25 protein-coding genes are annotated in these 24,715 nt (G+C 71.9%); 7 read left to right on the top strand and 18 right to left on the bottom strand.

The genetic code is table 11. The features are described from left to right. Nucleotides 1-28 precede the first annotated feature (28 nt). The 5 genes from ACGFW6_RS15325 to ACGFW6_RS15305 form a co-directional block, all read right to left on the bottom strand. Nucleotides 29-1,927 carry an FUSC family protein gene (locus tag ACGFW6_RS15325; RefSeq protein WP_393508666.1) on the bottom strand — a complete coding sequence of 633 codons (1,899 nt, stop codon included), beginning with the start codon at nucleotides 1,925-1,927 and terminating at the stop codon, nucleotides 29-31. Nucleotides 1,928-2,108: 181 nt separating this feature from the next. Beyond that, nucleotides 2,109-2,876, bottom strand: a complete 768-nt coding sequence (locus tag ACGFW6_RS15320; RefSeq protein WP_393508663.1) for a nucleotidyltransferase domain-containing protein — start codon at nucleotides 2,874-2,876, stop codon at nucleotides 2,109-2,111. Between the two features lie 98 nt (nucleotides 2,877-2,974). Next, the gene (locus ACGFW6_RS15315) at nucleotides 2,975-3,217 is read right to left on the bottom strand and encodes a hypothetical protein (RefSeq protein ID WP_393508660.1); all 243 of its coding nucleotides are present in this window, start codon (nucleotides 3,215-3,217) and stop codon (nucleotides 2,975-2,977) included. After that, a complete protein-coding gene (locus ACGFW6_RS15310) occupies nucleotides 3,214-4,344 on the bottom strand; it encodes a hypothetical protein (protein ID WP_393508657.1) in 1,131 nt (376 codons plus the stop codon). Before ACGFW6_RS15310 ends, ACGFW6_RS15315 begins: the two co-directional genes overlap by 4 nt. A 37-nt stretch (nucleotides 4,345-4,381) precedes the next feature. Further along, nucleotides 4,382-4,867 (bottom strand): hypothetical protein, encoded by a 486-nt coding sequence (locus tag ACGFW6_RS15305; protein WP_393508654.1) that lies wholly within the window; start codon nucleotides 4,865-4,867, stop codon nucleotides 4,382-4,384. 337 nt (nucleotides 4,868-5,204) lie between these two features. Between ACGFW6_RS15305 and ACGFW6_RS15300 the strand changes: the two genes are divergently transcribed. Continuing rightward, nucleotides 5,205-5,630 (top strand): RidA family protein, encoded by a 426-nt coding sequence (locus tag ACGFW6_RS15300; RefSeq protein ID WP_393508651.1) that lies wholly within the window; start codon nucleotides 5,205-5,207, stop codon nucleotides 5,628-5,630. Then, a complete protein-coding gene (locus ACGFW6_RS15295) occupies nucleotides 5,627-6,094 on the top strand; it encodes a GNAT family N-acetyltransferase (protein ID WP_393508648.1) in 468 nt (155 codons plus the stop codon). Before ACGFW6_RS15300 ends, ACGFW6_RS15295 begins: the two co-directional genes overlap by 4 nt. Here the strand turns inward: ACGFW6_RS15295 and ACGFW6_RS15290 are convergent. Beyond that, nucleotides 6,082-6,816: an aspartate/glutamate racemase family protein gene (locus ACGFW6_RS15290; RefSeq protein WP_393508645.1), complete on the bottom strand. Its 735-nt coding sequence runs from the start codon at nucleotides 6,814-6,816 to the stop codon at nucleotides 6,082-6,084. The two genes, ACGFW6_RS15295 and ACGFW6_RS15290, sit on opposite strands and share 13 nt — an antisense overlap. Before the next feature lie 5 nt (nucleotides 6,817-6,821). Next, on the bottom strand, nucleotides 6,822-8,312 hold the full coding sequence (locus ACGFW6_RS15285; RefSeq protein WP_393508642.1) for an NCS1 family nucleobase:cation symporter-1: 1,491 nt from the start codon (nucleotides 8,310-8,312) through the stop codon (nucleotides 6,822-6,824). 183 nt (nucleotides 8,313-8,495) lie between these two features. On the opposite strand from ACGFW6_RS15285, the gene ACGFW6_RS15280 reads away from it, so the two are divergent. Then, on the top strand, nucleotides 8,496-9,191 hold the full coding sequence (locus tag ACGFW6_RS15280) for a GntR family transcriptional regulator (RefSeq protein WP_393508639.1): 696 nt from the start codon (nucleotides 8,496-8,498) through the stop codon (nucleotides 9,189-9,191). Here the strand turns inward: ACGFW6_RS15280 and pip are convergent. Further along, nucleotides 9,188-10,150 carry a prolyl aminopeptidase gene (gene pip, locus ACGFW6_RS15275; RefSeq protein ID WP_393508636.1) on the bottom strand — a complete coding sequence of 321 codons (963 nt, stop codon included), beginning with the start codon at nucleotides 10,148-10,150 and terminating at the stop codon, nucleotides 9,188-9,190. The two genes, ACGFW6_RS15280 and pip, sit on opposite strands and share 4 nt — an antisense overlap. Before the next feature lie 37 nt (nucleotides 10,151-10,187). Further along, a complete protein-coding gene (locus ACGFW6_RS15270) occupies nucleotides 10,188-10,985 on the bottom strand; it encodes a uracil-DNA glycosylase (RefSeq protein WP_393508633.1) in 798 nt (265 codons plus the stop codon). Between the two features lie 50 nt (nucleotides 10,986-11,035). Between ACGFW6_RS15270 and ACGFW6_RS15265 the strand changes: the two genes are divergently transcribed. Beyond that, nucleotides 11,036-11,614, top strand: coding sequence for an RNA-binding S4 domain-containing protein (locus ACGFW6_RS15265; RefSeq protein ID WP_393508630.1), 579 nt, complete (start codon nucleotides 11,036-11,038; stop codon nucleotides 11,612-11,614). A 196-nt stretch (nucleotides 11,615-11,810) separates the two neighbouring features. Here the strand turns inward: ACGFW6_RS15265 and ACGFW6_RS15260 are convergent, their stop codons facing one another. Both ACGFW6_RS15260 and ACGFW6_RS15255 read right to left on the bottom strand, forming a co-directional pair. Next, nucleotides 11,811-12,275 (bottom strand): DoxX family protein, encoded by a 465-nt coding sequence (locus tag ACGFW6_RS15260; protein ID WP_393508627.1) that lies wholly within the window; start codon nucleotides 12,273-12,275, stop codon nucleotides 11,811-11,813. A gap of 89 nt (nucleotides 12,276-12,364) precedes the next feature. Further along, nucleotides 12,365-13,276 carry an acyltransferase domain-containing protein gene (locus tag ACGFW6_RS15255; protein ID WP_393508624.1) on the bottom strand — a complete coding sequence of 304 codons (912 nt, stop codon included), beginning with the start codon at nucleotides 13,274-13,276 and terminating at the stop codon, nucleotides 12,365-12,367. A gap of 54 nt (nucleotides 13,277-13,330) precedes the next feature. Between ACGFW6_RS15255 and ACGFW6_RS15250 the strand changes: the two genes are divergently transcribed. Next, nucleotides 13,331-13,669 (top strand): DUF6343 family protein, encoded by a 339-nt coding sequence (locus ACGFW6_RS15250; protein WP_393508622.1) that lies wholly within the window; start codon nucleotides 13,331-13,333, stop codon nucleotides 13,667-13,669. Nucleotides 13,670-13,804: 135 nt separating this feature from the next. Here ACGFW6_RS15250 and ACGFW6_RS15245 read toward each other — a convergent pair whose 3' ends face one another. The 4 genes from ACGFW6_RS15245 to rpsA form a co-directional block, all read right to left on the bottom strand. Further along, entirely contained in the window at nucleotides 13,805-14,185 is a 381-nt protein-coding gene (locus ACGFW6_RS15245; RefSeq protein ID WP_393508619.1) for a tetratricopeptide repeat protein, read from the bottom strand. 80 nt (nucleotides 14,186-14,265) lie between these two features. Next, the gene (coaE, locus tag ACGFW6_RS15240; RefSeq protein ID WP_393508616.1) at nucleotides 14,266-14,883 is read right to left on the bottom strand and encodes a dephospho-CoA kinase; all 618 of its coding nucleotides are present in this window, start codon (nucleotides 14,881-14,883) and stop codon (nucleotides 14,266-14,268) included. 90 nt (nucleotides 14,884-14,973) lie between these two features. Beyond that, a complete protein-coding gene (locus ACGFW6_RS15235; RefSeq protein ID WP_393508614.1) occupies nucleotides 14,974-15,912 on the bottom strand; it encodes a PAC2 family protein in 939 nt (312 codons plus the stop codon). A 243-nt stretch (nucleotides 15,913-16,155) separates the two neighbouring features. Continuing rightward, the gene (gene rpsA, locus ACGFW6_RS15230; RefSeq protein ID WP_381453629.1) at nucleotides 16,156-17,655 is read right to left on the bottom strand and encodes a 30S ribosomal protein S1; all 1,500 of its coding nucleotides are present in this window, start codon (nucleotides 17,653-17,655) and stop codon (nucleotides 16,156-16,158) included. Nucleotides 17,656-18,071: 416 nt separating this feature from the next. On the opposite strand from rpsA, the gene ACGFW6_RS15225 reads away from it, so the two are divergent. After that, entirely contained in the window at nucleotides 18,072-18,947 is an 876-nt protein-coding gene (locus ACGFW6_RS15225; protein WP_393508611.1) for a class I SAM-dependent methyltransferase, read from the top strand. A 4-nt stretch (nucleotides 18,948-18,951) separates the two neighbouring features. Next, the gene (hrpB, locus tag ACGFW6_RS15220; RefSeq protein WP_393508609.1) at nucleotides 18,952-21,432 is read left to right on the top strand and encodes an ATP-dependent helicase HrpB; all 2,481 of its coding nucleotides are present in this window, start codon (nucleotides 18,952-18,954) and stop codon (nucleotides 21,430-21,432) included. Here hrpB and ACGFW6_RS15215 read toward each other — a convergent pair. From ACGFW6_RS15215 to ACGFW6_RS15205, 3 genes are all read right to left on the bottom strand, one after another. Then, complete coding sequence (locus ACGFW6_RS15215) at nucleotides 21,422-22,414, bottom strand: DUF3068 domain-containing protein (RefSeq protein ID WP_393508606.1); 993 nt, start codon at nucleotides 22,412-22,414, stop codon at nucleotides 21,422-21,424. The two genes, hrpB and ACGFW6_RS15215, sit on opposite strands and share 11 nt — an antisense overlap. A 26-nt stretch (nucleotides 22,415-22,440) precedes the next feature. Then, a complete protein-coding gene (locus tag ACGFW6_RS15210; protein ID WP_190070545.1) occupies nucleotides 22,441-22,575 on the bottom strand; it encodes an SPW_0924 family protein in 135 nt (44 codons plus the stop codon). Between the two features lie 170 nt (nucleotides 22,576-22,745). Continuing rightward, nucleotides 22,746-24,479, bottom strand: coding sequence for a lytic transglycosylase domain-containing protein (locus ACGFW6_RS15205; protein ID WP_393508603.1), 1,734 nt, complete (start codon nucleotides 24,477-24,479; stop codon nucleotides 22,746-22,748). Nucleotides 24,480-24,715: the final 236 nt, after the last annotated feature.

Below are 24,715 nucleotides of genomic sequence, written 5' to 3'. Positions count from 1 at the left end.
GGGCTGCCGTGGGGACACGGCTGCGGCATCACCCGGCGAGTGGCACCTCGGGGGCGTCGGGTATCCGCAGCCCGACCCGGTCACGTTCCTCGGCGAGTTCGTCGAGCAGTTCGTTGAGCTGAGCGAGGTGCCAGGCCGTGAGCCGCCCCGAGTCGTCCAGGTGGACGGCGCACGCGGTGGTCGTGTCGACGAGCCGTTCGAGGGTGGCGACGACGTCGTCCGCGCCTTCCGTGTGCCGGGCGAGCGCGGGGAGTTCCGCCGCGGACACGGCGTTGGCGGTACGGGCCTCGGCGAGCGCGCGGTAGGCCTCGCGGCGGAGGGTCCAGCGCAGGGCACGGGCGTCGGCCCCACCTCGCGCGGCCCCGTCGGACTCGCGAAGAACGTGATCGAGGTAGCCGTACGCCGCACGCCCCGCCGCCCCCAGCCGGGCCCGCACACCCCCACCCCGCTGTCCCGGCATCGGCAGATGCCCCACGACGAGCACGATCGCGCAGGCCAGCAACGTCTCCCCGATCCGGCTCACGGAGGCCTGCGGCTCGCCGCCCACCATCACGAGGGCGAGCACGAGGACGGTCACGACGGCGGTCTGCGCGGCGAAGTGGCGGGTGGCCACGGGAATCAGCGCGCCGCTGAGGGCCACCAGCACGATGAGCCCCTCCGGCCGGGGCAGTACGGCCGCGAACGCGGCGAAGAGCAGAGCTCCCAGCACGGTGCCGGCGGCACGGCACAGCACCCGGGAGACGAGCGGCCCGAGGTCGGGCTTGACGAGGAAGACCGCGGTGGCCGGGAGCCAGTACCAGTGCTCGTGCTGCCCGTACCACTGGGCGCGGTACAGCCCTTGCGCGATGGCGGCGCCGGCCCCGAAGCAGAGGGCGACCCGCAGCCCGTACTCCCTGCCGCCGGCCCCGAGGACGGCACGCGTCACGTCTCGGGCCGTACGCCGCCGGGAGTGCAGGTCCCTGTCCCCCTTGCCCCGGTCGAAGGCTTCGGCGGCGTGCAGCAGGGCGTCGTCGAGGGCGCGCAGGGCGGGTGCGGAGCGGGCGGGCGCGGGGAGGGGACCGGTGTGGGTGTTGCCGCGTACGGCGGCGGCGAGACGCCGGGGCCCTTCGGAGGCGCGGGCGGGCACGGGTTCGCCGGCCCAGGCGAGCGCGGTGGCGGCCTCGCCGAGCGGCAGCGCGGCGGCGTACTGCGCGTGCAGCCGCCGCTCGGCGGACGAGGAGGCGTGCCGCCGCAGCCGGGGGCCGGTGAGGGCGTCCTGGGCGTGATCGAGGGCGGCGGTGAGGGCGGCACGGCGGGCGGTCGCCCGTTCGCTCCCGACGGCGTCGAGCAACTCGGCGACGGCGTCGTAGACCCCGGCCACCGCGTCCCGCTCACCGTCGAACCGGAAGTCTCCGACGAGGGAGCCGGGCGTGGGCAGCGCGAGCCGCAGCGCCAGCAGCCACGCGGCACCGCCGAGATAGGCGACCGCCCGCTCCCACCCGCCCTCGGGCAACGGCATCCCGGCCCCGATCGCGGCGGCGACCAGCAACTGCGTGCCGGAGGCGGAGGCGACGGGCCCGACGGCACTGATGCCTCCGGCGAAGAGCCCGAGCCCGGCGAACAGCAGCGTGAGCGGCACGGCCCCGAGCCGGTCCCCGGCACAGGTCCCGACGAGCAACCCGACGGCCCCCACCACCGCGGGCACCCCGAGCCGCCTGACGGAGCCCCTACGGCTCCCGGGCCGGTCGTTGATCCCGGAGAGCATGGCGGCGATGGCGGCGACGACACCGAGGGACGTACGGCCGACCAGTACGGCGACCAGCAGCAGCGGCCCCGCGGCCAACGCCCCGCGGGTGACCGCGCTCCAGGGAACGGGACCGCGCTGGGCGCGGAGCGCGTGGGCGAGCCAGGGCGGAAGGGCCGGAACCGGGCGGGCGGGGCGGGACACAGGGCTCCTGTCGGGGCGAGGGCGGGGGTGGGTGCCTTCGGGCGACGGTGGCCGGGCGGTGCGGTGGCCGTCACGGGTGCGGCCTGATGTCCACGGTAGGGCGGGATCCTGGTGGGAAGGGGACGCCGGGGTTTCGAGGATGTGACGATGCCTGCAAACGGCACGTTCTTTATGAACGCAATCACGCTGCGTGGACTGTGCCGAACAGCGTCTCCGCGTCGGTGATCGCTCTCAGCAGGGCCGCCGGCTGCGGCCGCAGTGTCCCGAGGATCCCGTCCGCTGCACGCAGCCCCGCCCGCTCCAGCAACCGCTTCTCGTTCGTCACCCACTCGCCGCGCGCCGCCAGCACCGCGTGCCCGGCCTGTACGGCGGCCGTGGCGAGGGCGCCCGCGACCTCGGTGAGGCGGCCGGAGGGAGCATGGTTGGTCTTCGCGTAGGCGAGGGTGGCCCGGGCGGTGCCGTACCAGCGTTCGCTCGCCGTGCGGCGCAGCTTCTCCGGGTAGCGGGCGGGCCTCGGCGGCGTGCCGCGCAGCACCTGATTGATCGCCAGTTCCGCGACGATCAGGTAGGTGGGGATCCCCGCGAGATGGAACAGCAACGGCTCCACCCGGAACCGCCCTTCCTCCGCCTCGGCCAACTCCCGTTCCACCACGTCGAGATCGCGGTAGTGGACGTCGACCCGCCGCCCCTCGATCGTCAGCCACGCTCCCCCGTTGAAGACGCCCCCGCCCCAGCCGCCGACCTCCGACACCTCGCCCTCCCAGCCGAGGGCGCGCAGGTCGGCCGGGTCGAAGGGGCCCCGGTAGTAGACGGCGAGGTCCCAGTCGCTGTCGGGCCGGTGGGTTCCCTCGGCGCGGGACCCGCCCAGGGCGACGGCCCGGACGGTGGGGAGGGCGGCCAGCCGGTCGGCGGTGGTGTCGAGGAACGAGGCGTCGTCGCGAGAGGGCATGCGTGCAGGGTAGGTACGTGCCCGAGGGGGATCCACGCAATAAGGCCGGGCCCGTCTCTCCCTGAGGCTGAGGCGTCGAGGTGGTACCCGTCGCCTCGTCAGGAGCCGCAGTCGCGGCCGGCATCGCACTGCCAGCCGGAGAAGCCGCCCTCACGGGGATGGTCGATGTCGTTGTCGAACTGGACGAACCCCCACGCCACCCAGGCGATGAAGGCGATGCAGAGGGCGAGTCCGGTCCATAGGGCCAGCTTCTTCAGAAGGGCGGTGGAGCCCGAGTCGGCCCGGGCAGGACTGTCCGCCTTCGGTCGCGGCGGCCCGGCGGGAGTGTGTCGGCCCCTCACGAGCGGGCCGTCATCTCGTCGGACGAGCCGGAGACGTCGAAGTCCTGGGCCATGCCGGAGGTGTGGAGGTGGGCGATGTCGGCCTGCTCCAGGTCCATGCCCGTCGGGCCGGGCCCGCCGCCGGACACCGTCGCGCGGTGCTCGCTGGGGATGCCCCAGTCGTACCGCTTCTGGACCTCGACGTGGTACGTGATCTCGTCACCCCGCTTCTCCCCGACGAGACGGTACTGGAAGTGGTTGAGCGCGTAGTACCACTCCATGCTGCGGTCGCCGTCGGCCGGATCGGGGGCGGTGGAGGACCACTCGGTGGTGAACGGCCCGTCCCCGCGTTTGCGGACGTCGCTCTCCAGCGTGCCGTCGACGTCCTTCCGGAAGGCGGGTATGTCGTTCATCATCTGCTGCGGCTCGACCTCGACGGGCTTTCCGCTGCCGTCGAGATAGTGCTGGACCAGGCCGGCCGCGGTCGGCCAGCCCTTCATCACGGCGAAGTAGGCGGCGACGTTGTTGAGCTGGTTGTAGACCTGGCGGTCCTTGGCGGTGGGCTCCACGATGCCGAACTGCCGGTTCTCGGATTCGAAGTTGCCGACCGTACCGAAGATCACCTTGAGGCTCTTCGCCAGCCACTCGTCGTCCTCGGCGGCGTCGTCGAGCAGCGCGCGCACGCGTGTCTGAAGCGAGTCGGCGGTCTGCCTGCGCTCGTCGAGCATCTTCGGGGTCTCCGGGTCGTTCGGGTCGTACATGACCTCCCACTCGACCGTGCCGGAGTCCGTGATGTTCATTCCCTCGGTCAGCGCCTCCCGCTGGAGGTTCTCGGCGCGCAGCTTCAGGCCGGCGAGGCCCTTGACGCCGCCGCGGCCGGTGGCACCGTCGGCCTCGGTGTCCAGGAAGGTCCGCAGCGCCCTGACCTCTTTGTCCAGGGCGTCGATGTCCATCTGGACGCGGTCGCAGTAGTCCTGCGCGGCCCGGCCGCCCTCGCCGCGCCAGTGGTCCTCGTGGAGAGGTTTCACCACGTCGTCGTGGAACCCCGTGCGCGCCTCCGTCAGTTTCCGGTGGACCGTCACCCACTCGTCGGCGAACGTCTCCAGTCCGGCGACGTCGAGTTGCAGCAGTGCGTAGAAGCCGGGCATGTCCTGTCCCCGTGTATTGCGGTGCGGTCGGTGGTGCTCAGGAGAACTGCGAGGCGGTGCGCGTCTCGTTGGCGTCATAGGCGTCCGCACTGAGGCGGAAGTTGGCCGCCGCCTGGTCGAGCCGCTGGACGACGACGTTGTTCAGCGCCTCCCAGCGACCCTGGAGCTCGTCGAGACTGCTGGTGAACTGCCACCCGCCGGCCGCGCGGGCCAGGTCGCTGTTCGCGTCCTCCGCCACGCCCCGTGTCTTGCGGATGATCTCGGAGGCCGTCTCGCAGTCGTCGGCCCGTCTGCGCAGGAACGACGAGGTGACACCGACGTCGGGATCGGTGCCCCAGGGCGCCGGCGGGAGGGGGCTGGGGTTCGGCGAGGGCGACGGTTCCGGACTCGGACTCCCGCCGTCCGCACCCGAGTCGGGCGGCGACGGGGCCGGAGTGGGACCAGGGGTGGGACCGGGAGTGGGCCCGGGAGAGGGCTCCGCCGTCACCGCGTACGCCACCCTCGGGTCTGCGGGCTCGCTCATGGATTCCTCCCCGGCTGTCGGCAGGCGCTTCCCCCGTGGAGCACCGCGACACCTCTCCAAGGAATGTACAGGACAACCAATTCGTCATCAGTGGCGCCCACTTGCCGCTCGAACGGGTCGGCCGGCGAACGGGCCGCCATCGGCTCCGGCTGCTGGGCTCACGCCCCACGCCAGAAGGCAGTCAGAGGTGGGCCCGTCAGTGCCGCATGCGAACGCGCGGGTCGCGGCCCGAGCCGGAAATTCGGATGCGCGCAGTCGAGCGGGCGCGGATGATCGGCGAGTTGTACGCCATGGGGCCTCGCCGGGGCCATGGCCCGTCGGCCCACCAGGAGCCCGCATGATCCGCCGTGTCACCTCCCCCGCGCTGTTCCCTCCCCCGACCTACTCCCACGCCTCGGTCGTGGAGGCGGGCACGAGGATCGCGTTTCTCGCCGGTTCCGTGCCGCTCGACGGCGACGGGAATCTCGTCGGGGAGGGCGACCCCGTACGGCAGGCCGAGCAGGTGATCGCCAACCTGGACGAGCAACTCCGCTGCGTCGGGAGCGACTTGACGCAGGTGCTGTCGACCGACGTGTACGTCGTGAGCGGTGACACCGCCGTGCTGTCCGCCGTCTGGGAGGTCGTCGAGGCGTCCGGGCTCAGCGTCGGGCCTCATTCGTCGACGCTGCTCGGGGTGGCGTGCCTGGGATACACGGGGCAGTTGGTGGAGATCACGGCGACCGCCGTCGTTCCCGACGAGAGCACGCGCGGGGCGCGACCGTGAGCGCCGTGGCCCTGCGCCGCGCCCTGCCCACCGACGCCGGTGCCGCCGCCGACGTCTGGCTGCGCTCCTTCGCCGCCGCGCTGCCCACGGTCGTCCGGCCCCGTTCCGACGACGAGGTGCGGACCTACTTCCGCGAGGTCGTGGTGCTGTTGCGGGAGACCTGGGTGGCCGAGGCCGCCGGCCGGGTCGTCGGGCTCATGGTGCTCGACGGGGGCGTGCTCTCCCAGCTCTGTCTCGACCCGGACTGGCGCGGACGCGGCATCGGCGACCGGTTCGTCGACCTCGCCAAGCGGTGCCGGCCGGGTGGACTGAGCCTGTGGACCTTCCAGGTCAACAAGCCCGCCCACCGCTTCTACGAGCGACACGGCTTCGTCGCCGTCGAGCACACGGACGGGAGCGGGAACGAGGAGCGGGAGCCGGACGTGCGGTACGTCTGGCAGCCGGGGCACGCTCAGTCGCCCTGAGCGCCTCCGTCGGGGCGGCCCCACGCACGCCGTTTCGGCAACGGCCTCGCGTACCCCCCGGCCCGACTCGTCCGCAGCCCCAACCCGACCAGCGACTCGGCGAGTCTGACGGCCGCGCCGACCCCGTCCACCACCGGAACCCCCAGCTTCTCCGACACGGCCTGCTGCAGTCCGGTCATCCCGGCGCACCCCAGTACGAGGACCTCGGCGCCGGCGTCCCGGGCCCGTTCGGCGGCCGTGAGAAACGCGGCTTCCGTGCGCTCGGCGTCCTCCAGCTCCAGCACCCCGAGCCCGGTGCCGATCACGGCGGCACAGTTCCGCCCGACCCCCGCCAGCTCCAGACTGTCCTCGATCTGTCCGCACGAGCGCTCCAGCGTGGTCACCACGCCGTAGCGCCGGCCGAGGAGGCAGGCCAGATGCGCCGCGGCCTCCGTGATGTCGACGACCGGTACGTCCACCAGCTCGCGGACGCCCTCCCGCCCGTGCTCGCCGAAGCCGGCCATGACGACCGCGTCGTACGCCGGACCCTCGTAGCCGCGCAGCGCGTCCATGACCGCCGCCGCCGAGAGGTAGCTGTCGAGCCAGCCCTCCGCCGACTCGGGGCCCCACGCGGGCGTCAGTCCGAGCACGGTGGTGCCCGGGCCTGCGGCGGCCCGGGCACCTCGTACGATCTCCTCGGTCATCCCCTGCGTGGTGTTGCAGTTGGTGACGACGATCCGCACGTCCGTCAGACCTCCCGCGCCGGAGCGGCGGTCGGGGTGGCGGCGGCAGACCCGGCCGCCCGCTCGTCGCGGCACAGCACCACGTACACACCCGCCGCCATCGCCGTCCCGATGAACCACGAGTACGGCGCCACATCGCTGAACGTCTTCACCAGCGCCAGCACCGCCGCGACCCCCGCCGCCGGCAGGAACGCCCACAGCGCCTTGGGGTTGACGCCCCTGCGGTAGTAGTAGCGGGAGCCGGGGGTGGCGTCGAAGAGCTCACTCACGTCCACCCGGCCGTGCTTGACCAGGTAGTAGTCGACCATGATCACGCCGAACAGCGGGCCGAGGAAGGCGCCGAGACCGCCGAGGAAGTAGTTGACGACCGTCGGGTTCGAGAAGAGGTTCCACGGCGTCACCACCAGCGCCGCGACCGTGCTGATCATGCCGCCGACCTTGAAGGTGATCTTCTGCGGCCAGACGTTGGCGAGGTCGTACGCCGGTGAGACGAAGTTGGCGACGATGTTGACGCCCATGGTGGCGATGGCGAACGTCAGAGCGGCCAGGACCAGCACCCAGGTGTTGCCGACCTTCGCCACCAGCTCCGCCGGGTCCGTGATGGCCTCGCCGAACACCTCCAGCGAACCGGCCGTGACGATCACCGAGACGACGACGAAGGCCGTCGAGTTGATGGGCAGGCCCCAGAAGTTGCCCTTGCGGACCGTCCGGTAGTCGGGCGCGAAGCGGGAGAAGTCGCAGAAGTTGAGCATCAGCGTGCCGTACGTGGCGAGGATCAGGCCGATCGCGCCGAACCACTGACGCCACTGCTCACCGACGGACACCGGGTGCGGGGTGGACGTGAGCGAGATCGTCCAGCCGGCCTTGGCCAGGACCCAGACCGCCAGCGCGATCATCACGACCCAGATCGCCGGGCCGCAGAAGTCCTGGAACTTCCGCACCGACTCCATGCCCTGACTGATGATCAACGCCTGGATGAGCCAGAGGGAGAGGAAGGAGACCCAGCCGAGCGCGTGCAGGCCGAGGAAGGAGCTGTGGGTCCAGGACTCCAGGCCGGGCCAGGCGGCGAGCAGCATCACGTTCACCGCGACCGAGGCCAGGTACGTCTGGATGCCGTACCACATGATGGCGATCACGGCCCTGATCAGCGCCGGGATGTTGGCACCCCAGACGCCGAAGCTGATGCGGCTGACGACGGGGAACGGAACGCCGTGGCGCTGGCCTATCCTCCCCATCCAGTTCATGCCGACGTAGATGAGTACGAAGCCGACGAGCAGCGAGGTGAAGACCTGCCACACGTTCATGCCGAGGACGAGCAGGCCGGCCGCGAACGTGTAGTTGCCGAGGTTGTGGACGTCGGACATCCACAGGGCGAAGAGGTCGAAGACCTTCCAGTTGCGCTTGCCCGCGGGCGCGAGGTCCTCGTTGGTGAGCCGGGGATCGGGGACGAACGCTGATGTGCCGGTGGTGGCTTCGGCACGGTCGGCGAGGGACACGGGGCCTCCAGGAGGGAGGGGACGGAGGAGGGCTGCTTTCCGGTCGCTTGGCTGGTTTCCGGTCACGTGGCAACGCGTTTGGTATACCAAACTGCGCCCATGGTCCTCCCGTCAACCGTTCTGACAGATATCGCTGCCGTTAACGCTCCGTAAAACACACCCGGAGTCGGCGAAGATGGCCCCATGACGAAGATCGAACCGCTCGGGGCGGTCCGCGAGCGCGTCCTGGCCACGCTGCGGCAGGACATCATCGCGGGCCGGCTGCTTCCGGGCGATCGCCTGGTCGAGCGTGAGCTGGCCGACCGCTTCGGGGTCTCCCGGGTTCCGGTCCGCGAGGCGATCCGTGCCCTGGTGGCCGAGGGGTTCGTCCACTTCGAGACGCCCCGTCGCACGGTCGTACGGCGACTGAGCCCCGACGACGTCAAGGAACTCTTCGAGCTGCGCGAGGCGCTCGAGGTGTACGCGGCCGGCCTCGCGGCGTCACGGGCGACGCCCGAGGACCTCGCCGACCTGCGGGAGCTGCTGCGTGCCGCGGCGAGCGCGACCGAGGCCGGGGACGGCGAGGCGATCACCGACGTCAACACCCGGTTCCACGACAGGATCCTCGCCATGGCCGGCAACAGCCTGCTGACCTCGGTCATGGAACCGGTCGACGGCCGCCTGCGCTGGCTCACCCGGCAGAACGAGGAGTGGTCCCAGCTCCTCACCGAGCACCGGGACCTGTACGAGGCCATCGCCTCCGGCGACCCCGAGCGCGCCCGTACCCACACGCTCACCCACGTGCAGGCCAACTACCGCTCGACGGTCCGCCACCTCTTCGGGGACGATCTCCCGGGAGGCAGCCTCGCGGGAAACGGCGAGGACGGCGAGGCCCGCTAGCGCCGCGCGTACTTGTCCGTGGCCGCCACCAGCGCGTCGGCCACCCCGGGCGCGCCGGCGTCGTGCCCCGCCTCGTCGACCACCACCAACTCGCTGCCGGGCCAGGCGTGATGGAGCCGCCACACGATGCCCGACAGGTTCCCGAGGTCGAGGCTGCCCTGCACGAGCGTGCCCGGGATGCCCTTCAGCAAGGGCGCGTCCCGCAGGACGACCCCGTCCTCATCGCCCTCGCCCAGGAAATGCCCGTTGCCCCAGTAGTGCGTCACGGTCCGGGCGAAGCCCATACGGAATCCCGGGTCCTCGAACCGCTCCACCGAGCGTGGCGGCGCCGGAACGATCGCCGTCTCCCAGTCCGTCCAGGCCCGCGCCGCCCGCGCCCGCACCTCGGGGTCGGGCGACTCGATGAGCCGGTGGTAGGCGGCGGCGAGGTCCCCGCCCCGCTCGGCGGCCGGCACCCCGGCCACGAACCGCTCGAACGCCTCGGGGAAGATCCGCCCCAACCCCCTTGTCAGCAGGGCGACTTCGGAGTCCGACCCGGTCGTGACCCCCGTCAGCACCAGCTCGGACACGGCGTCCGGATGCGTCTGCGCGTACCGCAGCCCCAGGACCGAACCCCATGACACACCCCACACCAGCCACCGTCCGATCCCGAGGTGCCGCCGCAGCAGCTCCAGGTCGGCGAGGAGATGAGCCGTCGTGTTGACGCTCATGTCCGTCTCGTACGCGCTCGCACGCGGTGTGGAGCGCCCGCACCCGCGCTGGTCCAGCAGCACGATCCGGTACGCCTCGGGATCGAACAGCCGCCGGAAGTACGGGGTGCAGCCGGATCCGGGCCCGCCGTGCAGCACGAGTGCGGGCTTGCCGTGCGGGTTTCCGCAGGTCTCCCAGTGGACGCGGTTGCCGTCGCCGACGTCGAGCAGGCCGTGCTCGTACGGCTCGATCTGCGGATACAGGCCCATCCGGGCAACGTATCGTCCGTACGGCGATTGCGTCCCCTCACTTTCCGAGCCCCGCCGCCTGCGCCGCCGTGCTCAGCACCTCCCGCAGCATCGCGGGCGTCAGCTTCCCGGTGAAGGTGTTGCGCTGGCTGACGTGGAAGCAGCCGAAGAGGTGGAGCCCATCGCCCCCTCCGAGGCCGTCACCACCTCCGAGCCGGTCATCCCCTCCGAGCCGATCACCACCTCCCAGTCGGTCATCCCCTCCCAGCCGATCACCCCCTCCCAGCCCGTCGAGCTCGACGCGGACGCCGTGTCCGAACGCGGGCCGCGGCCTGGGCACCCGCCACCCCGCCTCGGCCAGCGCCGGCAGCGTCGCCTGCCAGCCGAACGCGCCGAGCACGACGACCGCCCGGACCGTCGGCCGCAGCAGCCTCAGCTCCTGCACCAGCCAGGGCCTGCAGGTCTCCCGTTCGCCGGGGGTCGGCTTGTTCTGGGGCGGGGCACAGTGCACGGGTGCCGTGACGCGGACGCCGTACAGCTCCAGTCCGTCGTCGATCGCGACCGACGTGGGCTGCGAGGCGAGCCCGACGTCGTACAGGGCCTGGTACAGCACGTCACCGGAGCGGTCGCCGGTGAACATCCGGCCGGTGCGGTTGCCGCCGTGCGCGGCGGGCGCGAGCCCGACGATCAGCAGCCGGGCGTCCGGCGGGCCGAAGCCGGGCACCGGGCGGCCCCAGTACGTCCGGTCGGCGAACGCGGCGCGCTTGGTGCGGGCCACCTCCTCGCGCCAGTCGACCAGCCGCGGACAGGCCCGGCAGCCCGAAACGCGCAGGTCGAGATCGTCGAGGGCGTCCACAGCTCCACCGTACGGCCTTGCCCGGTCGGTACGGGGACTAAGGTCGAGGCATGGCAGCCGAGGATGACGAGCAGCGGGACGACGCCGCCGAGGGGCAGCGCCACGACGCGGCGGCCCCCGAGCGGCCCGCCGACTCGCCGAGCGCCACGCCGGCCGACGACCCGACGGCCACGCCCGTCGACCCGAAGATCGCCGACGCCGTGGCCGCGGCGCAGGCCGCCGGCGTGCAGAACGGCGAGTCCGTGCGCGTCGACAGCTGGATCTGGGCCGTACGCCTGGTGAAGACCCGCTCGATGGGCGCCGCCGCGTGCAAGGGCGGGCACGTGCGGGTCAACGGCCACAACGTGAAGCCCTCGCACAGCCTGCGCATCGGCGACGAGGTACGGGTGCGGCAGGAGAACCGGGAGCGGATCGTCGTCGTCAAGCGGCTCATCCGCAAGCGGGTCGGCCCGCCGGTCGCGGCCCAGTGCTTCGTCGACAACTCGCCTCCTCCCCCGCCGCGCGAGGCCGTCGCCCCGGCCGGCATCCGCGACCGCGGCACCGGCCGGCCCACCAAGCGGGACCGCCGTGAGTGGGAACGGCTGCGCGGTCTGATGGGCGGCAGCGCGGGGCGACCGCGCGAACGCTGACATGCGTCGCCGACTCCGACATGCGCCGCCCGGCAGCTCGGGACTTCCGGGTTCGGCGGCGGGTGCGGGGCCGGTGGGCCGCTCGCGCAATTGCCCGCGCCCCTGAGCCGACGGCCGTCGGGCCGGCTCAGGGGCGCGGGGAAACGCGCGATCAACCGCATGCGGCCCGCACCCGTCGGCGCACGCCGCGGTCGGCTCACGCGCGCCGTCGCACCAGCCGCAGCAGATCCGTGTTCGAACTGCGCCGGGCCCAGGCGATCAGGGCGAGCGGCACGATGAGGATGAGCGGCGTGGCCGCGTTCTCGCCACCGTAGGCGGTGATCGTGACGACGAACGCACCGACCATCAGCGCGCTCAGCGCCATCGCCGCCACCGACTGGAGCACCGGGACCAACAGGGCGATCGCACCGGCCAGTTCGAGCGCGCCGATGGTGTACATCCCCGCACTGCCCCAGCCGAGCTCGTCGAAGCCCTCGGCGGCCGAAGGGTGCGCGATGAGCTTGGGCAGAGCGCTCGCGAACGCGTAGAAGAGGGCGAGCAGGATCTGCAGGCCGCGCAGGGCGATCCGGGCGCGACGGCCGCGCGGGGTCGCGGACTCGGCGATGACGGGGCGGGAGGTGACGGATGCGGCGGTGGTGAGGGAGGCGGTGGTCTCGGACATCGGGGGTCTCCTGTGTTCAGCGGTCCGTGGTGCTGTCACAGAGGTAGACCGGCCCTCGCTCCCGAACTCATCGCCGTACGAAGGGAATTTCAGCCCTGGTCCTGGAACGGCAGCCATCCGTGGCCGATGTACCAGTGACCGCCCGCCCGCAGATGATCACCGACGGCCCGTTCCACGGCCGTGCCGCGCGGCAGGCTCTCGATCGGCAGCTCCGGGTCGCCGAAGACGAACTGCACCGGCTCGGTGTCGGCCGGCTCCCGGTCCTCGCGGGCGAGACGGAACCGCTCCTGGAAGCGGACGATGTTGGAGTCGCCGGGAAGGTACTTCCTGAGCTGCTCGTCCAGCAGCCAGGAGTGGCAGGTCGCCACCCGGTACCGCTCCAGCGGGAAGTGCAGCGCGAAGAACTCCCGGGCCAGCGCCAGCGAACGGTCGACCACGGGCGGCGACATCGGACCGCGGAAGTCGGGTATGTGGACGTTGAGGCAGAGGGAGTCCGGGCCCACGTCGAACCCCGCCGCCGCCAGCCGCGTCCCGGCGCGCTGCCCGAGCCGCGCCCGCTCGAACTGCAGCCGGCCCAGCTGGTACAGCTCGCCCCGGAAGTGATGGATGAGCCACCACGGCGCCTGCAGGCCGGCCCGGCCGTGCCGCCTGCGGTGCACGGCCATGTTCCGCCCCAGGTCGGCGAGGGTACGCCGGGTGACGTCGGCCGGTATGCCGCGCTCGCGGTGGTAGGCGCGGGTGTACGGCAGCGCCGCGACGAACACGTACACGGGGAAGCAGCGCTGCAGGGGCCCCGAGGCCCAGTCGAGGTCGGGAAGGTCGACCGGGCCGCCGACCTCGCCCATCCCCCGGACGAGCTCGTCGACGGACCGCTCCAGGAACCCCCGTAGCTCCGGATCGTCCGTCACCCGTCGGCCCATCCGTACGAGGTCGTTGACGTCCTCATGGGGTACGGAGAGGTCGAGGAGCACTTCGGCGAGTTCATCGGTGTCCGGCAGCACTGAGCCCCCTGCGGAAGGAACGAGGAGTACGTTTCAAGAAGGAGTGGTGATCCGATGCGTACGGGCAGTGAGCCTACGACGGCGCGCAGTGCACTGCGGGTCCGTTTCTGGCTGTGCGTGTGGGGTGTGCTCTGGGCGATCTTCGGCACCGCCGCGTTCGCCCTGGCGGGACGCCCCGGCTGGGCCGCGGCCTGCGGGGTGCTGTGGCTGGTGATCACGATCGACATGGCCATGATCCTGCGGCACATCCGGCAGGGGCCGCACTACCAGCCGGGCCGCGACGTCCCGCCGTACCTCCCGCCCGAGAACCGTCCCTACCGCCCACCGCGGCCACCGCCGGGAACACCCCCGGCACCGCCGACGCGGCAGTACCCGGACCGGCCGCCGCCGTAGCTCCGCCGGGGCCGCCAAGTCCCGGGCCACCGGCGAAGGGCACCACCGGGGCACCCCTGCCACCGGCCGAGGGAGCCGTCAGATCACCCCTGCCACCGGCCGAGGGCGCCGCAAGGGCACCCCGGCCGCCGTCGCTCACGCGTCGAACCGCGCCGCCTTCAGGTACTGCGGGTTCGGGTCGAGTGCGGCCGCCAGCCGGAAGTGGCGCTTGGCCTGGCCGGCCCGGCCCTGGCGTTCGTAGGTGCGGGCGAGCGCGAAGTGCGCGAACGCGTTGTCCGGCTCGCGCTCCAGGACGATCGTGAACTCCAGCTCGGCGGGCCGCAGTTGCGCGGCGGCGAAGAAGGCACGCGCCCGCAGCAGCCGGGCGGCGGTGTTCTCCGGGTGCACGGCGATGACCTCGTCGAGCAGCTTCACCGCGCCCCGCGGGTCCCGCGCGGCGAGCAGCTGCTCGGCGGCGCGGAAGTCGATGACATGCGTCTCCGGCGTACGTCCGGTCGAACCGCTGGTCTCGGGCACGGCAGAGTCCTTCCCTCACTGCGAGGGTTCAACGCGCGAACGGAACAGGGCTATTCCTGGGGCGCCCGGGACGGATGCCCTCAGATGCCCGGCGACGCGTCCCCGTGCGCCCTGCGCACGAGCTCGTCCCATACGTCCTTCACGCGCCGCTGAAGCTCCTCCAGTGGTACGTCGTTGTCGATGACGATGTCCGCGATCTCCCGGCGCTGTGCACGCGTCGCCTGGGCGGCCATCCGCGCGCGTGCGTCCTCCTCGGTCATGCCGCGCAGCCGGACCAGCCGGTCGAGCTGGGTGTCCTGACCCGCGTCCACGACGACCACGACGTCGTACAGCGGCGCCAGGCCGTTCTCCGTGAGGAGGGGGACGTCGTGGATGACGACGGCGTCACCGGCGGCGGCCTCCTCCAGCTCGCGGGAGCGGGCGCCGACCAGGGGGTGCACGATCGAGTTGAGCACGGCGAGTCTGTCGGCGTCCGCGAAGACGATCGAGCCCAGCTTGGGCCGGTCCAGGCTGCCGTCCGCGGCGAGGACGTCCTCGCCGAACGCCTCCACGACGGCGGCGAGACCGGGGGTGCCCGGCGCCACGACCTCCCGCGCGATCCGGTCCGCGTCGATCAGCACGGCCCCGTGCTCCACGAGCAGCCGTGACACCTCGCTCTTTCCGGCGCCGATACCGCCGGTCAGGCCCACCTTCAGCATGACCGACAGCTTAGGTCCTGCCACCGACGGCGCACCGGGCAGGACCGGCTCCCGGAGCCGGCCGTCCGGTCAGCCGTCGGGGCAGTCCGCTCAGCCTTCGCCCTCGCGCTCGGCCAGGAACCGTTCGAACTCCCGGCCGATCTCGTCCGCCGACGGGATGTCCACCGGCTCGGCGAGCATGTTGCCGCGGCTCTCGGCGCCGGCGACGGCGTCGTACTGGTGCTCAAGGCCCTCGACGAGGTTGGTGAGCTCCTCGTCGCCCTCGCGGATCTGGCGGTCGATCTCGTTCTGCGTGCGGTGGGCGTCGGTGCGCAGGGAGTGCGCGATGCCGGGCAGGACCAGTCCGGTCGCCGCGGTGACGGCCTCCAGAACGGTCAGGGCGGCGTCCGGGTACGGGGAGCGGGCGATGTAGTGCGGCACGTGCGCGGCGACGCCCAGGACGTCGTGCCCGGACTCCATGAGCCGGTACTCGACGAGGGACTCGGCGCTGCCGGGGACCTGTGCCTCGTCGAAGGGGCTGCTGTGGCCCGGGACGAGGTCGGTGCGGTTGCCGTGCGGGGTGAGGCCGACCGGGCGGGTGTGCGGGACGCCCATGGGGATGCCGTGGAAGTTCACCGACAGGCGCACGCCCAGCCGCTCGACGATCTCCTTGACGGCGGCCGCGAAACGCTCCCACTCCACGTCCGGCTCAGGGCCGGACAGCAGCAGGAAGGGCGCTCCGGTGGCGTCCTGGACGAGCCGCACCTCGATGGAGGGCACCTCGTAGTCGGCCCAGCGGTCGCGCTTGAACGTCAGCAGCGGCCGGCGGGCGCGGTAGTCGACCAGCCGGTCGTGGTCGAAGCGGGCGACGACCTGGTGGGGCAGTGAGTCGAGGAGCCCGTCGACGATCTGGTCGCCGGTCTCACCCGCGTCGATGTATCCGTCGAAGTGGTAGAGCATGACAAGACCGGCCGACTCCTGGGCGAGCGCCATGTCCACCACGGCGAGGCCCTTCGGCTCCCATGCGTACAAACCCTGCGGATCAAGCACTGTGACCGCTCCTCCTCGTGTCCATACGTGACAACACCCTTACGGGCGGCGGCATTCCCGAGGACGAGGAGTTCATGATCTTGCCGGCTGCGGGCAACCCCCTGAGGGCGCGGGGCTGTGTCCATATGCGGCTCCGCCGCGTGGGCGCGACAAGCCACAACAGCGCCGCGGACGAATGACAAAGGGACCGCACCTCGAAAGGTGCGGCCCCTCAGTCAAAGGCTAAGCCTCAGCGGCAGGCGTTCAGCTCTGGCCGCCGGCCAGCTTCTCGCGCAGCGCGGCAAGCGCCTCGTCCGAGGCAAGCGCACCGCTGTTGTCGGCGCCCTCGGAGGAGTACGAACCGCCACCGGACGCGGCCGGAGCCGCACCCGCGTTGTCGCCACCCTCGGCAGCGGCAGCGGCGTCGGCCTCGCGGCTCTTGATGACCTGCTGCTGGTGCTGCTCGAAGCGGGTCTGCGCCTCGGCGTACTGGTTCTCCCACACCTCACGCTGGGACTCGAAGCCCTCGAGCCAGTCGTTGGTCTCGGGGTCGAAGCCCTCGGGGTAGATGTAGTTGCCCTGGTCGTCGTACGACGCGGCCATGCCGTACAGGGTCGGGTCGAACTCGACCGTCGCCGGGTCGGCACCGAAGGCCTCGTTGGCCTGCTTCAGCGAGAGGCTGATGCGACGGCGCTCGAGGTCGATGTCGATGACCTTGACGAAGATCTCGTCGTTGACCTGGACGACCTGCTCCGGGATCTCCACGTGGCGCTCGGCCAGCTCGGAGATGTGGACCAGACCCTCGATGCCCTCGTCCACGCGGACGAACGCACCGAACGGAACCAGCTTCGTGACCTTGCCGGGCACGACCTGGCCGATCTGGTGGGTGCGGGCGAACTGCTGCCACGGGTCTTCCTGCGTCGCCTTCAGCGACAGGGAGACACGCTCGCGGTCCATGTCGACGTCGAGGACCTCGACGGTGACTTCCTGGCCGACCTCGACAACCTCGGACGGGTGGTCGATGTGCTTCCAGGACAGCTCGGAGACGTGGACCAGACCGTCGACGCCACCCAGGTCCACGAAGGCACCGAAGTTGACGATCGAGGAGACGACGCCGGAACGGACCTGACCCTTCTGGAGGGTGGTGAGGAACGTCTGGCGGACCTCGGACTGGGTCTGCTCCAGCCAGGCACGGCGGGACAGGACCACGTTGTTGCGGTTCTTGTCCAGCTCGATGATCTTGGCCTCGAGCTCCTTGCCCACGTAGGGCTGGAGGTCGCGAACACGGCGCATCTCGACCAGGGAGGCCGGGAGGAAGCCGCGGAGGCCGATGTCGAGGATGAGACCACCCTTGACGACCTCGATGACGGTACCGGTGACGATGCCGTCCTCTTCCTTGATCTTCTCGATGGTGCCCCAGGCACGCTCGTACTGGGCGCGCTTCTTCGAGAGGATCAGGCGGCCTTCCTTGTCCTCCTTCTGGAGAACAAGGGCTTCGATCTCGTCACCGACGGCGACGACCTCGTTGGGGTCGACGTCGTGCTTGATCGAGAGCTCGCGGCTCGGGATGACACCTTCGGTCTTGTAACCGATGTCGAGGAGAACCTCGTCCCGGTCAACCTTGACGATGACGCCGTCGACGATGTCGCCATCGTTGAAGTACTTGATCGTCTCGTCGATAGCGGCGAGGAAGGCTTCCTCGTTACCGATGTCGTTGACCGCAACCTGCGGGGTGGTGGCGGTGGTCTCGGTGCTGCTCGTCATGTGGGAAAGGGCTCCGGTACGGACATTGAAGTCGTAGGTACTGCTACGCCGGGAGCCCGTATCGCTCTGAAGAAGCCGGACAGCCAAGGAAGCGCCCCACCGGTGAAGGTGATGACGCCTCGACAACCGAGGGGACATACAACAGATGCGAGCGCAGCCTGCTACGTCTGAGGTGCGCAGGCCCGCAGCGCAACTTGTAGCATACGGGGGCAGCCGGACAGGGTCAATGCGCGAAGCCGCACACCCGGGGCGGATCGCCCCATACCCGGCACAAAACCTGTCTCTTGAGGCCACGCGGGCCTTGGGCAGTCCCTTTCGTGACACCGCCGGGAGGGGCCGCGCCATTCAGGTGACGGAAGAGTACGACGAGGGAGCCGATCATCCAAGAGCCCGTATCGCCCGAGATCGCGTCCGACGTGCCGGCCGGCGTCCCCGGCGCACCCGGCGCCTCCGACGCCTCCTTCCAACCGGAGGCCACCCGGCGTCAGGCCGATGTCACCGAGAGCTCCCGGGCCAACCGGGGCTGGTGGGACCGCAACGCCGACGAGTACCAGGTCGAGCACGGCACCTTCCTCGGCGACGACCGCTTCGTGTGGGGCCCGGAGGGTCTGGACGAGGTGGAGGCCGAGCTGCTCGGCCCGCCGGAGGAGCTCGAGGGCAAGGACGTCCTGGAGATCGGCGCCGGCGCGGCGCAGTGCTCGCGCTGGCTGGCCGCGCAGGGGGCCCGTCCGGTCGCCCTGGACATCTCCCACCGCCAGCTCCAGCACTCGTTGCGCATCGGGGGCGCCTTCCCCCTGGTGTGCGCCGACGCGGGCGCCCTTCCCTTCGCCGACGGCTCCTTCGACCTGGCGTGCTCGGCGTACGGCGCGCTGCCGTTCGTCGCCGACCCGGTACTCGTGCTGCGTGAGGTGCGGCGGGTCCTGCGGCCGGGCGGCCGTTTCGTCTTCTCCGTCACCCATCCGATCCGCTGGGCCTTCCCCGACGAGCCCGGCCCGGAGGGCCTGTCCGTCGCCGCCTCCTACTTCGACCGCACGCCGTACGTCGAACAGGACGACGAGGGCAACGCGGTCTACGTCGAGCACCACCGCACGCTCGGCGACCGGGTGCGGGACGTGGTGGCCGGAGGGTTCCGGCTGGTGGACCTGGTCGAGCCGGAGTGGCCGGCCTGGAACACCTCCGAGTGGGGCGGCTGGTCGCCGCTGCGCGGGAACCTGATCCCGGGGACGGCCATCTTCGTCTGCGAGCGGAGCGAGACGGGGGCGCTCCCGGCCGGAGGCCGGGGGAGAGACTGAGCGGGTGATCCGTTACGACGCCCTGGACGCGCTGCCCGTACGCGGTGCCCTGCCCGGTCTGACCGACGCCCTGGACGGGCACGGCACGGCGGTACTGGTCGCACCGCCCGGCACCGGCAAGACGACGCTGGTGCCGCTCGCCCTGGCCGGGCTGCTCGGCGAGGGGCCGGGCCGGCGGGTCGTCGTCGCGGAGCCGCGGCGGATCGCCGCCCGGGCCGCCGCGCGGCGGATGGCGTGGCTGCTCGGCGAGAAGGTCGGCGAGAGCGTCGGCTACACGGTGCGCGGGGAGCGGGTCGTCGGACGGCACGCGCGTGTGGAGGTCGTCACGACCGGCGTGCTGCTCCAGCGCCTGCAGCGCGACCAGGAGCTCGCGGGCGTCGACGTCGTGATCCTCGACGAGTGCCACGAGCGGCATCTGGACGCGGACACGGTCGCGGCGTTCCTGTGGGACGTACGGCAGGCGCTGCGGCCGGAGCTGCGGCTGGTGGCGGCGTCCGCGACGACGGACGCGCAGGGGTGGGCGCGGCTGCTGGGCGACGCGCCGGTCGTCGAGGCCGAGGGCGCCTCGTACCCCGTGGACGTGGTCTGGGCGCCGCCGGCGCGTCCCGTGCGGCCGCCGCACGGCATGCGGGTCGACCCGGCGCTCCTGACGCATGTGGCGTCGGTGGTGCGGCGGGCGCTGGCCGAGCGGGCCGGAGACGTGCTGTGTTTCCTGCCGGGCACGGGCGAGATCGCGCGGGTGGCCGGGCAGCTCGGGGACCTCGGGGACGTCGAGGTGCTGCAGGTGCACGGGCGGGCGCCGGCGGCCGTGCAGGACGCGGTGCTGGCCGGCGGTGAGCGGCGCCGGGTGGTGCTGGCGACGTCCGTGGCGGAGTCGTCGCTGACGGTTCCCGGGGTGCGGGTGGTCGTCGATGCCGGGCTGGCGCGGGAGCCCCGCGTCGACCACGCGCGCGGGCTGAGCGCGCTGACGACGGTACGGGCCTCGCAGGCGGCCGGGCGGCAGCGGGCGGGGCGGGCCGGACGTGAGGCGCCGGGCGCGGTGTACCGCTGCTGGGCGGAGGCCGAGGACGTACGGCTGCCGCGCTTCCCGTCGCCGGAGATCAAGGTGGCCGACCTGACGGCGTTCGCTCTGCAGGCGGCGTGCTGGGGCGACCCGGAGGCGACGGGGCTGGCCCTCCTGGATCCGCCGCCCGGCGGCGCGATGGCGGCGGCGAGAAGCGTCCTGACGGCCATCGGGGCGGTGGACACCGACGGGCGCGCCACACCACGGGGCACCGCACTGGCCCGCCTGGGGCTGCATCCCCGGCTGGGCCGCGCACTCCTGGACGCGTCGGGTGAGGGCGCCGAGGCCGTGGCCCTGCTGAGCGAGGAGCCCCCGAGGGACTACGGAGACGACCTGGCAGCCGCCCTGCGGACGGCCCGACGCGGCGGTGACACCTACGCGGGCCGCTGGCGCGCGGAGGTCCGGCGACTGCGGGCGAACGACGGGAGTACGCAGGCACGGGGCGGCGGGGACGACCGCGTCGCCGGGCTGGTGGCCGCCCTCGCGTTTCCCGAGCGGGTCGCCAAGGCCGACGGGGGTTCCTATCTCATGGCCTCCGGGACGCGGGCCGAGCTCCGTGAGGGGAGTCCGTTGCGCGGGGCGCCGTGGATCGCCGTCGCTGTGGCGGACCGGCCCGTCGGCAAGGGGCACGCACGCGTGCAGCTCGCCGCCGTGGTGGACGAGGACACGGCGCGCTCGGCGGCGGCCTCGCTGTATCACTCGGGCCAGGAGGTGCACTGGGCCGACGGGGACGTCGTCGCCCGGCGGGTCGAGCGGCTCGGGGCGATCGAGCTCGCGGTGCGGCCCCTGACCGACGCCGACCCCGGCCTCGTACGCGACGCGCTGCTCGAAGGGCTGCGGCAGGAAGGATTCGGCCTGTTGCGGTGGTCCGCCGATGCCGGTGTGCTGCGGCAGCGGCTCGCCTTTCTGCGGCTGCATCTCGGGGAGCCGTGGCCCGACGTCTCCGACGGGGCGCTGCACGCGCGTGTGGACGAGTGGCTGGAGCCCGAGCTGGGACGGGCGCGGCGGCGCGGGGATCTGGCGCGGATCGACGCCGGGGAGGCGCTCACGCGGCTGCTGCCGTGGGCCTCGGGGGAGGCCGGGCGGCTGGACGAGCTGGCCCCGGAGCGGATCACCGTACCCAGCGGGTCCAGGATCCGGATCGACTACGGCAATCCGGAGCAGCCCGTGCTCGCCGTGAAACTGCAGGAGATGTTCGGCCTGCACGAGTCGCCGGCCGTGGCCGGGGTGCCGCTCCTGGTCCATCTCCTCTCCCCCGCCGGGCGGCCCGCGGCCGTCACGGCCGACCTCGCCTCCTTCTGGAAGGACGGCTACAAGGGCGTACGGGCGGAGCTGCGCGGTCGCTATCCGAAGCATCCGTGGCCCGAGGACCCGGCCGGCGCCGAGCCGACCCGGCACACCAACGCCCGGCTCAGGCGGTGACCGGCTCCGGCTCGGTGTCCCTCGTCGGTTCCGGGTCGCCGGGGCGGCGGCCGCGTGCCTCCAGATAGAGGGAGAGCAGGAGGAGGAGGACGCCCAGGGTCAGAAAGCCCCAGGGCAGGTACGACGTCAGCAGCAGGACCAGGGTGCGGTTGGAGCTGACGAGGTCGACGGTGTGCTCGATGTAGTCCTCGCGCATCTTCACGTGGCCCGCGAATGCCGTCACCTTGTCGCGGCCGCCGAGCAGGGTGCCGCCGCGCAGTTCCTCCTTGTGGATCTCCTCGCCGTAGACGGGGGCGCCGGTGAGGGGTTCGACCCAGAACTTGCGGACGGTGGTGTACCAGCGGGTGGTGCCGGTCTTGGCGACGGACTCCGGTGTGATGCCCTCGACCGGCATCGTCCTGGGGAACGTCACCTTGGTCCACGGGATGGTCTGCTCGAAGTAGTAGACCTCGACGCCGCGGAAGTCCTGCGTGCCCTTGTAGTGGATGGGGGCGGTGATCCGCGCCTGGGCGTCGAAGTACTCGTAGTCCCGCTTCTCCGTCAGGAAGGGCCACTTGAACTCGATGCCCTGCCGCCTGACCGGATCGCCGTCGACCATCTCGCCGGTGGCGTGCACGGGTTCCTGGCTGTGGGCGTCGAAGATGTAGCGCTCGGGGATCTTGGAGACCATCTTGCCGTCGGGGCCCACGACATAGGACAGGCCGTCCCAGACGACGACGTCCTTGCCGGCCGTCTTCTCGATCTTCTCCGACTCCTCGACGTTGCCCTTCAGCGTCTGCACGATGGTGACCTTGGGGACCTTGCGGGCCTGCATCGTGCCGTAGTCGAGGAGGGTCGCGTCCTTCGCCTCCAGGACCATGTCCTGGTACTGGTTCGCGGGGATCTTCGCCAGGCGCGGGAAGGCGTACCAACGCAGCAGCGGGGACAGGGCCGCGAAGAACACGGCGAGGGCGAGCAGGATCAGGCCGGCCTTGCGGCGCATCTCGGCCTCCCTCCCGGACGGGGCGGTTACGGGTGTGCGGGCACCGTCGTCAGCAGTGGCTTCGGGGAGGTCTCGCCCGCCGGCGAGCCCATCGCGGTGACCGCGAGGACCAGGGCGAGCGCGGCGGCGAGACCGGTCGCGGCGGCGATCAGGGCGCGCATACGGGCCTCCCGGAACCGCGGAACTGATGCGGCATTCATCTGATACATCGTCAGGTCCGGCACCGTAGCAACGCGCGGGCGAGATGAGAACACGTTGCACACACAGACGAAGGGCGCCCGTCCGCCGGAGCGGAGGAGCGCCCTTCGTACGGGTGCGGGTGCCGGTGGCGTTACGCGCTGGGGCTCGGGCTCGCCGTGGCCGAGCCGGACTCCGACTCCGAGGGGGTCGGCGTCGGCGTCGTCTCGGCCGCCACCTTCAGCTCGACGGTCAGGGTCGCGCCGCCCGCGGTGTTGATGCGGAGCAGGAACGTGCCGGTGGTGTCGTCGGCGTACAGCTTGGGCAGCTTCAGCAGGCCGTTCGCGTCCGTCGTCAGACCGGTGAGAGTGCGCACCGTCTTGCCGTCGGCGTCCTTGAAGTAGGGGCCCTTGTCGTTCTCGGCCGGGTCGTCCGCCGACTTGATGAGCGTGGCGGTGGCCGCGACCTTGTCCGCGACGGCTCCCTTGTAGGTCGCCTTCACCTCGACCTGGTCGGCGAACTCGCCGCCCGGGGTGCAGGTCAGGGCGGCCTCGCCGATACGGGCGAGGGTGTCGGCGGCGCGCTCGGTGACGGTGGCCGTGTAGTCGAGGCCGGCGACCGTACGGCCGACGACGGTGGCGCGTACGACGAACTCGCCGGTGTTCTCGCCGGCCCTGAGCGCGGGCGCCACCGCCTCACCGATGCTGTTGGTGAGGACCGTGGCGTACTTCTCGCCGGTGCTGAAGGCGGCGTCGGTGGCACCGATGACCGCGAAGCGGATCCGCACCTTCGGGACCGCCTTGCCGGCCTTGGTCTCGGCGCGGGCGGTGATCTTCTCGGTGAAGGCGTCGCCCGCCATGGCGCTGAGCTTGGCGGTCCCCGCGTCCTCCAGGTGGTGGACGGTGTCGGTGGGGGTGGGCGACGGCGTGCTGGGCGGAGTCGTGCTCGGCGGCGAGGTCGGCTCGGGGCTCGTCGTGCCGCCGCCCGGCTTCGGGGTGCTCGGCGACGCCGGCGTGGTCGGCGTGCCGGGCGTCGTCGGCGTGGGGCTCGCGCCCGCCGTGTCGTCGCTGCGGTCGGACGGGAGGGTGCCCGTGCCGTCCGGGATCTCGTGGGTGCCCTTGCGGTAGTACTCCAGCCACGTCAGGACGAGGTTCAGATAGTCCTGCGAGTTGTTGTAGCTGAGGATCGCGCTGTCGAGGTCGGCCTGGGTGGACAGGTCCCAGCCGAAGCGGCACAGGTAGTGGCCGGCGGCGAGCGCGGCGTCGTAGACGTTGTTGGGGTCCTTCTTGCCGTCGCCGTTGCCGTCGCGGCCGGCCCACTCCCAGGTGGACGGGATGAACTGCATCGGGCCGACGGCACGGTCGTAGGAGCTGTCGCCGTCGTAGGCGCCGCCGTCGGTGTCGCTGATGCTCGCGAAGCCGTTGCCGTTGAGCTGCGGGCCGAGGATCTTGGAGAGCGTGTTGCCCATCGCGTCGACCCGGCCGCCGCGTGCCTGTCCCGACTCGACCTTGCCGATGGCGGCGAGCAGTTCCCAGGGGAGGTTGCAGCCGGGCTTGGCCTGCTGGAGCGCGGTCGCCGCCTTCTTGTAGGCGTCGAGGACGGTCGCGGGGATGCCCGCCTCGCTCGTGCCCTGGGTGGCCGGCGTGCCGGTGGTGGGCGAGGGATTGGGGCTGTTGAGCGGCGGCAGGTCCGTGTAGTACGGCGAGTTGCCGGTCGCGCTGTTCTCGGCGGGCGTGTCCGGGGACGGCTGGGTGCCGGTGGTGACCTTTCTGCCGGCGTCGTCGGTCGTCACGCCCGGAGCCTGGGACGCGGCCAGTGCCGCGACCACGACCGCGGCGACCGTGGTGTTCACCGCGCCCTTGCGGAGCCTGCCGAATTGCGCCGCCATGAAATGGACCCCTCCCGCGGACGCCCGAGCGCCCATCTCTGTCTGCCGAGCCGCTGCGCTCGCCTTTGTAGTGACGATCGACCGGCCCCGACAGTTGCCCTCGCGGCGCACCTTCGTCGCTGTTCATCTGTTCGACCGCATGCCCTGCCGCGGCGACCCAGGCGACCCTACGACAACTTCCTTTGCAGGGTCACCCGTTGGCGCCCGATTTTTACCCCTTGGCCATGTGAGAGCTG

Origin of the sequence: Streptomyces sp. Y7 (genome assembly GCF_043195415.1) — a bacterium.
Lineage (GTDB): Bacteria > Actinomycetota > Actinomycetes > Streptomycetales > Streptomycetaceae > Streptomyces.
The sequence above is the reverse complement of the archived record's forward strand: the minus strand, read 5'-3'. Positions and strand labels throughout refer to the sequence as shown.